Annotated in this window: 11 protein-coding genes; 7 read left to right on the top strand and 4 right to left on the bottom strand. The window is 70.0% G+C overall.

Going from position 1 to position 11,997, the window contains the following annotated elements; genetic code table 11:
• The first annotated feature begins 120 nt into the window (after positions 1 to 120).
• The 7 genes from gap (at position 121) to pgi (ending at position 7,299) form a co-directional block, all read left to right on the top strand.
• Positions 121 to 1,131: a type I glyceraldehyde-3-phosphate dehydrogenase gene (gene gap, locus ACIBVL_RS00950; protein ID WP_399089654.1), complete on the top strand. Its 1,011-nt coding sequence runs from the start codon at positions 121 to 123 to the stop codon at positions 1,129 to 1,131.
• 135 nt (positions 1,132 to 1,266) lie between these two features.
• Positions 1,267 to 2,478: a phosphoglycerate kinase gene (locus ACIBVL_RS00945; RefSeq protein WP_399089651.1), complete on the top strand. Its 1,212-nt coding sequence runs from the start codon at positions 1,267 to 1,269 to the stop codon at positions 2,476 to 2,478.
• A 4-nt stretch (positions 2,479 to 2,482) separates the two neighbouring features.
• Positions 2,483 to 3,259: a triose-phosphate isomerase gene (tpiA, locus tag ACIBVL_RS00940; protein ID WP_399089648.1), complete on the top strand. Its 777-nt coding sequence runs from the start codon at positions 2,483 to 2,485 to the stop codon at positions 3,257 to 3,259.
• 113 nt (positions 3,260 to 3,372) lie between these two features.
• Positions 3,373 to 3,603, top strand: a complete 231-nt coding sequence (gene secG, locus ACIBVL_RS00935) for a preprotein translocase subunit SecG (RefSeq protein WP_399091949.1) — start codon at positions 3,373 to 3,375, stop codon at positions 3,601 to 3,603.
• Between the two features lie 210 nt (positions 3,604 to 3,813).
• Positions 3,814 to 4,149, top strand: coding sequence for an RNA polymerase-binding protein RbpA (locus ACIBVL_RS00930; protein ID WP_003957010.1), 336 nt, complete (start codon positions 3,814 to 3,816; stop codon positions 4,147 to 4,149).
• A 155-nt stretch (positions 4,150 to 4,304) separates the two neighbouring features.
• Complete coding sequence (locus tag ACIBVL_RS00925) at positions 4,305 to 5,573, top strand: MFS transporter (protein WP_399089645.1); 1,269 nt, start codon at positions 4,305 to 4,307, stop codon at positions 5,571 to 5,573.
• A gap of 73 nt (positions 5,574 to 5,646) precedes the next feature.
• Entirely contained in the window at positions 5,647 to 7,299 is a 1,653-nt protein-coding gene (gene pgi, locus ACIBVL_RS00920; RefSeq protein ID WP_399089641.1) for a glucose-6-phosphate isomerase, read from the top strand.
• A 144-nt stretch (positions 7,300 to 7,443) separates the two neighbouring features.
• Here the strand turns inward: pgi and pgl are convergent, their stop codons facing one another.
• Genes pgl through tal form a run of 4 tightly spaced genes read right to left on the bottom strand, consistent with a single transcriptional unit; the run spans position 7,444 to position 11,993 of the window.
• On the bottom strand, positions 7,444 to 8,226 hold the full coding sequence (pgl, locus tag ACIBVL_RS00915; RefSeq protein WP_399089638.1) for a 6-phosphogluconolactonase: 783 nt from the start codon (positions 8,224 to 8,226) through the stop codon (positions 7,444 to 7,446).
• Positions 8,223 to 9,335: a glucose-6-phosphate dehydrogenase assembly protein OpcA gene (gene opcA, locus ACIBVL_RS00910; protein ID WP_399089635.1), complete on the bottom strand. Its 1,113-nt coding sequence runs from the start codon at positions 9,333 to 9,335 to the stop codon at positions 8,223 to 8,225. The genes pgl and opcA overlap by 4 nt, the downstream gene beginning before the upstream one ends.
• On the bottom strand, positions 9,332 to 10,870 hold the full coding sequence (gene zwf / locus ACIBVL_RS00905) for a glucose-6-phosphate dehydrogenase (protein ID WP_399089632.1): 1,539 nt from the start codon (positions 10,868 to 10,870) through the stop codon (positions 9,332 to 9,334). The genes opcA and zwf overlap by 4 nt, the downstream gene beginning before the upstream one ends.
• A 4-nt stretch (positions 10,871 to 10,874) precedes the next feature.
• A complete protein-coding gene (gene tal, locus ACIBVL_RS00900; protein ID WP_399089629.1) occupies positions 10,875 to 11,993 on the bottom strand; it encodes a transaldolase in 1,119 nt (372 codons plus the stop codon).
• Positions 11,994 to 11,997 lie beyond the last annotated feature (4 nt).

Raw genomic sequence — 11,997 nt, 5'->3', positions numbered from 1 at the left:
ATGGGCGAAGTCGATGTCACCCACGGCGCCTCGGAGAGGTAGGGTCGGGGGTGGTCGGGGACATCCCAAATACAGCTCGCCGGCACCGCATGGCCGGCGTACCAACGAGGAGATCGGTTCGTGACGATCCGCGTAGGCATCAACGGCTTTGGCCGCATCGGTCGTAACTACTTCCGCGCGCTGCTGGAGCAGGGTGCTGACATCGAGATCGTGGCTGTCAACGACCTGGGTGACACCGCGACCACCGCTCACCTGCTCAAGTACGACACCATCCTGGGCCGCCTGAAGCAGGAGGTCTCGCACACCGCCGACACGATCACCGTCGACGGCCACACCATCAAGGTTCTCTCGGAGCGCAACCCCGCCGACATCCCGTGGGGCGAGCTGGGCGTCGACATCGTGATCGAGTCGACCGGCATCTTCACCAAGAAGGCCGACGCCGAGAAGCACATCGCCGGCGGCGCCAAGAAGGTCCTCATCTCGGCTCCGGCCAAGGACGAGGACATCACCATCGTGATGGGCGTCAACCAGGACAAGTACGACCCGGCGAACCACCACGTCATCTCCAACGCCTCCTGCACCACCAACTGTGTGGCGCCGATGGCCAAGGTCCTCGACGAGAACTTCGGCATCGTCAAGGGTCTGATGACGACGGTCCACGCGTACACCAACGACCAGCGCATCCTGGACTTCCCGCACTCGGACCTGCGCCGCGCCCGCGCCGCCGCCGAGAACATCATCCCGACCACGACGGGCGCCGCGAAGGCCACCGCCCTGGTCCTCCCGCAGCTCAAGGGCAAGCTCGACGGCATCGCCATGCGTGTCCCGGTTCCCACCGGCTCGGCCACCGACCTGGTCGTGACGCTGCAGCGCGAGGTCACCAAGGACGAGGTCAACGCCGCGTTCAAGAAGGCCTCCGAGGACGGCGACCTCAAGGGCTACCTGGCGTACACCGAGGACCCGATCGTCTCCTCGGACATCGTCAGCGACCCGGCGTCCTGCACCTTCGACTCCTCCCTGACCATGGTCCAGGAGGGCAACTCGGTGAAGATCCTCGGCTGGTACGACAACGAGTGGGGCTACTCCAACCGCCTCGTCGACCTGACGGTCTTCGTCGGCAACCAGCTCTGATCGTCGGATCAGGCACCACGGTGTGAACGCAGGGCTCGGGCGGCGCAGGGACGCGCCGCCCGGGCCCTGAGTCACGTACGCAGCGCCGCTGTCTACGATCACGGAGCATCACCAGCCCTCCCGGGAGCCCCTTTCATGAAGACGATCGACGAACTCCTCTCCGAAGGCGTGTCCGGCCGGCGGGTCTTCGTCCGCGCCGACCTCAACGTGCCGCTGGACAGCGGCACCATCACCGACGACGGCCGTATCCGCGCCGTCCTGCCGACCGTCAAGGCCCTCGCGGACGCGGGCGCCAAGGTGGTCGTCGCCTCCCACCTGGGCCGCCCCAAGGGTGCCCCGGACCCGGCGTTCTCCCTCGCCCCCGCAGCCTCCCGGCTGGGCGAACTCCTCGGTTCCGCCGTCGCCTTCGCGACCGACACCGTCGGCGAGTCCGCCCTGGCGACGGTCGCCGGCCTCGCCGACGGCCAGGTCGCCGTCATCGAGAACCTGCGCTTCAACGCGGGCGAGACCGCCAAGGACGACGCCGAGCGCGCCGCCTTCGCCGACCGGCTCGCCGAACTCGCGGACGTCTACGTCGGCGACGGCTTCGGCGCGGTCCACCGCAAGCACGCCTCGGTGTACGACCTCCCGGCCCGGCTGCCGCACGCCGCCGGCTTCCTCATCGCCACCGAGGTCGGTGTCCTGAAGAAGCTCACCGAGGACGTCAAGCGCCCCTACGTCGTCGTGCTCGGCGGCGCCAAGGTGTCCGACAAGCTCGCCGTCATCGACGAGCTGCTCGGCAAGGCCGACCGGCTGCTCATCGGCGGCGGCATGGCGTACACCTTCCTCAAGGCCAAGGGCTACGAGATCGGCAGCTCCCTCCTCCAGGAGGACCAGATCCCGACCGTCCAGGAGTACATCGAGCGCGCGGAGAAGACCGGCGTCGAGCTGGTCCTGCCCGTGGACGTGCTGGTCGCCCCCGCCTTCCCGGACCTGAAGACCAAGGCTCCGGCGGACCCCACCGCCGTCGCCGCGGACGCGGTCCCCGCCGACCGGATGGGCCTGGACATCGGTCCGGAGACCCGCAAGCTGTACGCATCGAAGATCACCGACGCCGCCACCGTCTTCTGGAACGGCCCGATGGGCGTCTTCGAGCACCCCGATTTCGCCGAGGGCACCAAGGCGGTCGCCCAGGCCCTCCTCGACTCCCCGGCCTTCACGGTCGTCGGCGGTGGCGACTCCGCCGCGGCCGTCCGCCTGCTGGGCTTCGACGAGAACGCATTCGGCCACATCTCGACCGGCGGCGGCGCCTCCCTCGAATACCTCGAGGGCAAGACGCTCCCCGGCCTCGCCGCACTGGAGGACTGACCCCGTGACCACTCGCACGCCGCTGATGGCGGGCAACTGGAAGATGAACCTCAACCACCTCGAGGCCATCGCCCACACCCAGAAGCTCGCCTTCGCCCTGTCCGACAAGGACTACGAGGCCGTCGAGGTCGCCGTCCTGCCGCCCTTCACCGACCTGCGCTCCGTGCAGACCCTGGTCGAGGGCGACAAGCTCGCCATCAAGTACGGCGCCCAGGACATCTCGGCGCACGAGTCCGGCGCCTACACCGGCGAGATCTCCGGACCCATGCTCGCCAAGCTGAAGTGCACGTACGTGGCGATCGGCCACTCCGAGCGCCGCCAGTACCACGGTGAGACCGACGAACTGGTCAACGCCAAGGTCAAGGCCGCCTTCAAGCACGGCATCACCCCCATCCTGTGCGTCGGCGAGGAACTGGAGGTCCGCGAGGCGGGCAACCACGTCTCCCACACCCTCGCCCAGGTCGAGGGCGGTCTGAAGGACCTCCCGGCCGAGCAGGCCGAGACCGTCGTGATCGCCTACGAGCCCGTGTGGGCGATCGGCACCGGCAAGGTCTGCGGCGCCGGGGACGCGCAGGAGGTCTGCGCCGCCATCCGCGGCAAGATCGCCGAGCTGTACTCGCAGGAGCTGGCCGACAAGGTCCGCATCCAGTACGGCGGCTCCGTCAAGGCCGGCAACGTCGCCGAGATCATGGCGCAGGCCGACATCGACGGCGCGCTGGTCGGCGGCGCCTCGCTGGACGCCGACGAGTTCGTCAAGATCGTGCGATTCCGCGACCAGTGAGCCGGGCTGCGAGTATGCGGTAGGCCCGATCCGTCGTACCCTTGCGGGGGCACAGCCAAGGTGCTGTGCCCCCGTCGTTATCCGAATCCGAGGAAGTTGGTCCAGCCGTGGTTCTGGGGTTCTCGATCGCCCTGATCGTCTTCAGCCTGCTGATGATGCTGCTGGTGCTGATGCACAAGGGGAAGGGCGGCGGCCTCTCCGACATGTTCGGTGGCGGCATGCAGTCCTCCGTCGGCGGCTCCTCGGTCGCCGAGCGCAACCTCGACCGCATCACCATCGTGATCGGTCTGCTGTGGTTCGCGTGCGTCATCGTTCTCGGCATCCTGATGAAGACGAACAGCTGATCAGCCTCTCACAGGCACGCACAATCCGTACGTAAGGCCCCATGTTCGGTACGCGCAGCTGAGCGCGGCCTATCATGGGGCTTGCGTCTAGGTGCGGGAGCTGTAACTCCAATCACTGGACGCGCGTTGGGCCTTACGTAGACTGAGGCGCTCGCAGCGAAGCGAAACGCCGACTCGCTTTGCGGCACCATCACGCAGGGAGTTACGACCGTGGCAAGTGGCAACGCGATCCGAGGAAGCCGGGTCGGGGCGGGGCCGATGGGCGAGGCCGAGCGGGGCGAGTCCGCGCCCCGTCTGCGCATCTCCTTCTGGTGCTCCAACGGGCATGAGACGCAGCCCAGCTTCGCCAGCGACGCGCAGGTTCCCGACACCTGGGACTGCCCGCGCTGCGGCTTCCCTGCCGGTCAGGACCGGGACAACCCCCCGGACCCGCCGCGCACCGAGCCCTACAAGACGCACCTCGCCTATGTGCGGGAGCGGCGCAGCGACGCGGACGGCGAGGCGATCCTCGCCGAGGCGCTCGCCAAACTGCGGGGTGAGATCTAGGAGTTGACCGGCCGGGTGCCTCGGAGGGCACCTGGCCGGACCTGTTTCGCGCGCTCGCGGTGGTCGCCGCGAGGCCCGTTGTCAGTGGTCTCCCCTACGGTTTCTCGTGTGGCTTCCCGCGTCCGCGGTGAGTCCGCGAACCGGGAGGGCGAGTGGTGACGGGGGTCGAGGCGGGTCAGGCGCCTGCGCCGGCGTGGCGCGGAGGGTTCGGGCGGTTATGGAGCGCCGCCGTCATCTCACGTCTCGGGGACGCGCTGCGGACCACCGCCCTGCCGCTGCTCGCCGTACGGCTCACGGACGAGCCGCTGGTCATCGCCTCGGTCACCGCCTGCTCCTACCTTCCGTGGCTGCTGTTCGGGCTGCTCGGCGGGGCCGTCGCCGACCGGGTGGACCAGCGGCGTGCCATGTGGGCCGTCGACACGGCACGAGGCCTGCTCGTCGCCGCCTTCGCGCTCGCCGTGGGCCTCGGACACGCCTCGATCCCGCTGCTGCTCGCCCTCGCCTTCCTGCTGACCACCCTTCAGACGCTCTTCGACAACGCCTCCACGGCCATGCTGCCCTCCCTCGTGCCCCGGGCGGCCCTCGGCAGCGCCAACGCCCGGCTGATGACCGGCCAGCAACTCGCCGGTGGCCTGCTGGCGGGCCCGTGCGTACCGCTGCTGCTCGGCGCCGGTGCCTTCATGCCGTTCGCCGCCGACGCGGGCACCTATCTGCTGGCCGCCGCCCTGGTCGCCTCTCTGCGGATACGGCCGCCCGAGCGAGAGCCGCGGCCCACGGGCAGCACCCTGCGGGCCGAGATCGCCGAGGGGCTGCGCCATCTGTGGCGCGACCCCGTCCTGCGCCCGATCTGCGTGGCCACCCTGCTCTGCAACATCGGCATGGGTGCCCTCATCGCCACCCTGGTGCTGCATGTGACGCGCTGGCTGCACGCGGGCAGCACCGCGTACGCCGCCGCCATGACGGTGTACGCGGTCGGCAGCCTCGCCGGCGGCTTCGTCGCCCAGCGCATCGCCCGCCGCACCGGCCGCGCCCGAGCCCTGCTGCTCGGCGGAAGCGTCCAGGTCGCCGCGCTGCTGCTGATGGGCACCGTCCGCCACCTCGGCGGGCTCCTCGTGGGCATGCTGCTGCTCGGCACCATGAACATGGTGTGGAACGTCAACCAGGTCACGCTGATGCAGCAGCGCAGCCCCGAGCCCATGATCGGCCGCATCGCCTCCGCCTTCCGTACGGCGTCCACGTCCGGCGCCCCCGTGGGCGCCCTGCTCGGCGGCGCCACCGCCCGCGCCTTCGGCCTGAACGCGCCCGCACTGCTGGCGGCCCTGCTCTTCACCCTGGCCGTCGCCGCGTTGATACCGGCGGGCAAGACGGACGTACCTGTTGTTGCCCCGCACGACAGCGACGCGTCCGCTCATGCGACGCCCTGATCAACTAGGTTGGAACGGGCGGGGCAACGCGTGCGCAGCAGCACGGAACGGTGAGGAAGGGCTGAAGTCCGACATGAACGCAGACGGCCGTACGAGGCTCAACCAGACGCCCGAGTGGACGGCGCTGGCCAAGCACCGCGAGGAGCTCGGCGAGGTGCGGTTGCGAGAACTGTTCGCCGCCGACCCGGAGCGGGGCAGCGGGTACACGCTGCAGGTCGGCGACCTGCACGTCGACTACTCCAAGCACCTCGTCACCGACGAGACGCTCCGGCTGCTGCGCGAGCTGGCCGCCGCCACCGACGTCTTCGGGCTGCGGGACGCCATGTTCCGCGGCGAGAAGATCAACACGACCGAGGACCGAGCGGTGCTGCACACCGCTCTGCGCGCCCCGCGCGACGCGGTGATCGAGGTCGACGGGGAGAACGTGGTCCCCGCCGTGCACGCCGTCCTCGACAGGATGGCCGACTTCTCCGAGCGCGTCCGCTCCGGCGCCTGGACCGGCCACACCGGCCGGCGCATCAGGAACGTGGTCAACATCGGCATCGGCGGCTCCGACCTCGGCCCCGCCATGGCCTACGAGGTGCTGCGCGGCTACACCGACCGCGACCTCACCGTCCGCTTCGTGTCCAACGTGGACGGCGCCGACCTGCACGAGGCCACCCGCGACCTGGACCCGGCCGAGACGCTGTTCATCATCGCCTCCAAGACGTTCACCACCATCGAGACGATCACCAACGCCACCTCGGCCCGCGCCTGGCTGCTGGACGCGCTGGGCGACGAGTCGGCGGTCGCGAAGCACTTCGTGGCCCTGTCGACGAACGCGGAGAAAGTCGCCGGCTTCGGTATCGACACGGCCAACATGTTCGAGTTCTGGGACTGGGTCGGCGGCCGCTACTCCTACGACTCGGCGATCGGCCTCTCCCTGATGATCGCCATCGGGCCGGACCGCTTCCGCGAGATGCTCGACGGCTTCCACCTGGTCGACGAGCACTTCCGCACCGCCCCCGCCGAGTCCAACGTGCCGCTGCTGCTCGGCCTGCTCGGCATCTGGTACGGCAACTTCCACGACGCCCAGTCGCACGCGGTGCTGCCCTACAGCCACTACCTGTCCAAGTTCGCCGCCTATCTCCAGCAGCTGGACATGGAGTCCAACGGCAAGTACGTCGGCCGGGACGGGCAGGAGGTCGACTGGCAGACCGGCCCGATCGTCTGGGGCACGCCCGGCACCAACGGGCAGCACGCCTACTACCAGCTCATCCACCAGGGCACGAAGCTGATTCCGGCGGACTTCATCGGCTTCGCCCGGCCGGTCGACGAGCTGAGTGACGCGCTCAAGGCGCAGCACGACCTGCTGATGGCCAACTTCTTCGCCCAGACCCAGGCGCTGGCCTTCGGCAAGACGCCGGAGGAGGTGCGCGCGGAGGGCGTACCGGAGGAGCTGGTGGCCCACAAGACGTTCAAGGGCGACCACCCCACGACCACCATCCTCGCCCGTGAGCTGACCCCGTCGGTCCTCGGCCAACTCGTCGCCCTCTACGAGCACAAGGTGTTCGTGCAGGGCGCGGTGTGGAACATCGACTCCTTCGACCAGTGGGGCGTGGAGCTGGGCAAGGTCCTCGCCAAGCGCGTCGAGCCCGCGCTGACCGAGGGCGCGGTGGTGTCCGGCCTGGACGCGTCCACCGAGGCGCTGGTGGCCAAGTACCGCGAGCTGCGCGGCCGTAGCTGATTCCGCTCCTCGGAGACTCCCGGGCGGTCATGGAAACGATCGCTCGGGGGCCTCAGATGGGCGCCGCCTTCCGTACGACGCCCACAACGGACAGAACCCGTACGGCGGTTGACCGTACGGGTTCCATGCCGGGACGCGGTCGCGTCAGGGAGACGCCGGCGGGTACAGCGACCTGGGCAGCTGGGAGGCCGCCGCCGTGTCCAGGAGCCACAGGGTGCGGGCCCGGCCACGGGCGCCTGCCGCCGGGGCCTGGATCTCGCCCGCGCCCGACAGGGCGATCGCCGCGGCCTGCGCCTTGTCCTCGCCGGCCGCGAGCAGCCACACCTCACGGGCAGCCCGGATGGCCGGCAACGTCAGCGTGACCCGGGTCGGCGGGGGCTTGGGGGCGCCGCGGACGCCGACCACCGTGCGCTCGGTCTCCCGCACGGCCGGCAGCTCGGGGAAGAGCGAGGCCACATGGGTGTCCGGGCCGACGCCCAGCATCAGGACGTCGAAGGTGGGCACGGAACCGTGGTTCTCGGGGCCGGCCGCGCGGGCCAGCTCCTCGGCGTACGCCTCCGCGGCGGCCTCCACGTCGGCGCCGTAGGGACCGTCGGACGCGGGCATGGCGTGCACGCGCTTCGGGTCCAGCGGCACCGTGTCCAGCAGGGCCTCGCGGGCCTGGCTGACATTGCGGTCCGGGTCGCCCTCGGGCAGGAACCGCTCGTCACCCCACCACAGGTCGATCCGGCCCCAGTCGATGGCGTCCCGGGCCGGGGCGGCGGCCAGGGCGGCCAGCAGGCCGTTGCCGTTGCGGCCTCCCGTCAGGACCACGGACGCGGAACCCCGGGAGGCCTGCGCGTCCACGATCTTCGTGATGAGCCGGGCCGCGGCGGCCTGCGCCATCAGGTCCTTGTCGTGGTGCACGACCAGCTGAGGGGCACTCACTTCGCCGCCGCCTTCTTGGCCGTGGACTTCTTCACCGGTTCCTGCGCCGCCGCCTCCTCAGCGGGAGCTTCCGCAGCGATCTCGACGACGTCCGGTTCTCCTTTGGCGGCAGCCGACTCCTCCGAGGCAGCCGGCTCCTCCGTGGAAACCGCCTCCTCGGCCCGCGCCGTGGGCGCCGACGTCGACGCGTTCAGCCGCTCGACCCCGAACCGCAGGGCGGAGGCGTATGTGTCGTCCGGGTCCAGCCGGCGCAGCTCCTCCGCGATCAGCTCGGCCGTTTCCCGGCGCTTGAGCGCCACGGCACGGTCGGGCTGGCCCTGGATGGAGAGCGTGGCCAGGGAGCCGTCGGCCCGGTCGAGGACGATCGGACCGGAGGAGGTCGCCATGCGTACGGCGGTGAGCCCGGGGCCGTTCGACAGCGAGCGCTTGACCGGGACGTCCAGCCGGTCCGCGAGCCACATGGCCAGCAGCTCGCAGCTCGGGTTGAACTCCTCGCCCTCCACCTCGACCGACTCCACCTTGCAGGTGACCTGGTCCAGGGCCGCGGCCAGCATCGAACGCCAGGGCGTGATGCGGGTCCAGGACAGGTCCGTGTCGCCCGGGGCGTAGGTGTCGGAGCGGGCGCCGAGCTCGCGCACCGGCTGCTCGGAGGCGTAGGTGTCGGTGACGCGGCGCTGGGCGAGCGCGCCGAGCGGGTCGGCGGCCGGGTCGAGCGGCGCGTTCACCGGCCACCAGACGACGACCGGCGCGTCCGGCAGCAGCAGCGGCAGCACCACCGACTGGGCGTGGTCGGCGACCTCGCCGTACAGCCGAAGGATCACCGTCTCGCCGGTGCCCGCGTCCGCGCCCACCCGTACCTCGGCGTCGAGCCGGGACTGGGTGCGGTCGCGGGGGGAGCGGGAGACGCGCTTGATGACCACGAGCGTGCGCGAGGGGTGCTCGCGGGAGGCGTCGTTGGCGGCCTTGAGCGCGTCGTACGCGTTCTCCTCGTCGGTGACGATGACGAGCGTGAGCACCATGCCCACGGCGGGGGTGCCGATCGCCCGGCGGCCCTGGACCAGCGCCTTGTTGATCTTGCTGGCGGTGGTGTCCGTGAGGTCTATCTTCATGGCCGGCGCCAGCTCCGTCCGTCTCGTTCGAGCATCTGGTCCGCCTCGACGGGCCCCCAGGTACCGGCCGGGTACTGCGCGGGCCTGCCGTTCTCGTCCCAGTACCGCTCGATCGGGTCGAGGATCTTCCAGGACAGCTCGACCTCCTCCGTGCGGGGGAAGAGGTTGGAGTCGCCGAGCAGAACGTCCAGGATGAGGCGCTCGTACGCCTCCGGAGAGGACTCCGTGAACGACTCGCCGTAGGCGAAGTCCATGGACACGTCCCGGATCTCCATCGAGGTGCCGGGCACCTTGGAGCCGAAGCGGACGGTCACGCCCTCGTCGGGCTGGACGCGGATGACGATCGCGTTCTTGCCGAGCTCCTCCGTCGCCGTGTGGTCGAAGGGGGAGTGCGGGGCCCGCTGGAAGACGACCGCGATCTCGGTGACGCGTCGGCCGAGCCGCTTGCCGGTGCGCAGGTAGAAGGGGACGCCCGCCCAGCGGCGGTTGTCGACCTCGACCTTGATGGCGGCGTAGGTGTCCGTCTTCGACCGCGGATCGATGCCGTCCTCTTCGAGGTAGCCGATGGCCTTCTCGCCGCCCTGCCACCCGGCCGCGTACTGGGCGCGCACGGTGTCCCGGCCGAGGTCCTCGGGCAGCCGTACGGCCCCGAGCACCTTGGTCTTCTCGGCGGCCAGCGCGTCCGCGTCGAAGGAGGCCGGCTCCTCCATGGCGGTCAGCGCCATCAGCTGCAGGAGGTGGTTCTGGATGACGTCACGGGCGGCGCCGATGCCGTCGTAGTAGCCGGCGCGGCCGCCGATGCCGATGTCCTCGGCCATGGTGATCTGCACATGGTCCACGAAGGACCGGTTCCAGATCGGCTCGAACATCGTGTTGGCGAAACGCAGCGCCAGGATGTTCTGGACGGTCTCCTTGCCCAGGTAGTGGTCGATGCGGAAGACCTGGTCCGGGGCGAAGACCTCGTGGACGACCTTGTTGAGCTCCTCGGCCGACTCCAGGTCGTGGCCGAAGGGCTTCTCGATGACCGCGCGCCGCCAGGAGTCCTTCGTCTGGTCGGCCAGACCGTGCTTCTTCAGCTGCTGGATGACCACCGGGAAGGAGCGCGGCGGCACGGACAGGTAGAAGGCGAAGTTGCCGCCCGTGCCCTGCGCCTTGTCGAGCTCGTCGATCGTCGCGCGGAGGCGCTCGAAGGCGTCGTCGTCGTCGAAGGTGCCCTGCACGAAGCGCATGCCCTGGATGAGCTGCTGCCAGACCTCCTCGCGGAAGGGGGTGCGGGAGTGCTCCTTGACGGCGTCGTGGACCTCGGCCGCGAAGTCCTCGTTCGCCCACTCACGGCGGGCGAACCCGACCAGCGAGAAGCCCGGCGGCAGCAGACCGCGGTTGGCCAGGTCGTACACGGCCGGCATGAGCTTCTTGCGCGACAGATCGCCCGTGACGCCGAAGATGACCAGCCCCGACGGCCCCGCGATGCGCGGGAGCCGTCGGTCGGCGGGGTCACGAAGCGGGTTCGCTCCGGAACCGGAAAGAGGCGACAAGGATTCAGCCCTCCGAGGGGGCGAGGCGCTCCAGCTCCGCCTCGGTCGACTTGAGCAGGTCGTTCCAGGACGCCTCGAACTTCTCGACGCCCTCGTCCTCCAGCAGCTGCACCACGTCGTCGTACGAGATCCCGAGCTTCTCGACGGCGTCGAGGTCGGCGCGCGCCTGCTCGTAGGTCCCGGCGATGGTGTTGCCGGTGATCGCGCCGTGATCCTCGGTGGCCTGCAGCGTGGCCTCCGGCATGGTGTTCACCGTGTTCGGCGCGACCAGGTCGTCGACGTACAGGGTGTCCTTGTACGCCGGGTCCTTCACGCCGGTGGAGGCCCACAGCGGACGCTGCTTGTTGGCGCCCGCGCTCTCCAGCGCGGCCCAGCGCTCGGTTCCGAAGACCTCCTCGTACGCCTGGTAGGCGAGCCGGGCGTTGGCGAGGGCGGCCTTGCCACGCGCCGCCTTGGCCTCGTCGGTGCCCAGCGCGTCCAGGCGCTTGTCGATCTCGGTGTCCACGCGGGACACGAAGAAGGACGCCACGGAGTGGATCAGCGAGAGGTCGAGGCCCTTCTCACGGGCCTTCTCCAGGCCCGCCAGGTAGGCGTCCATGACCTCGCGGTAGCGCTCCAGCGAGAAGATCAGCGTGACGTTCACGCTGATGCCGTTGCCGATGACCTCGGTGATCGCCGGCAGGCCCGCCTTGGTGGCCGGGATCTTGATCAGCGTGTTGGGGCGGTCGACCAGCCAGGCCAGCTGCTTGGCCTCGGCGACCGTCGCCTTGGTGTTGTGCGCGAGGCGCGGGTCGACCTCGATCGACACCCGGCCGTCCTGGCCGCCGGTGGCGTCGAAGACCGGGCGCAGGATGTCGGCGGCGTCCCGGACGTCCGCCGTGGTGATCATGCGGATGGCCTCTTCGACGGTGACCTTGCGGTAGGCCAGGTCCGACAGCTGCTGGTCGTAGCCGTCGCCCTGCGAGATCGCCTTCTGGAAGATGGACGGGTTGGTGGTGACGCCCACGACGTGCTGCTGGTCGATCAGCTCGGCGAGGTTGCCGGACGTGATCCGCTTGCGCGACAGGTCGTCCAGCCAGATCGCCACGCCTTCCTCGGAGAGGCGCTTGAGTGCGTCTGTCATGGAA

Source organism: Streptomyces sp. NPDC049687 (assembly GCF_044465285.1).
Classification (GTDB): domain Bacteria; phylum Actinomycetota; class Actinomycetes; order Streptomycetales; family Streptomycetaceae; genus Streptomyces.
This window is presented reverse-complemented; position numbering and strand designations above follow the sequence as displayed.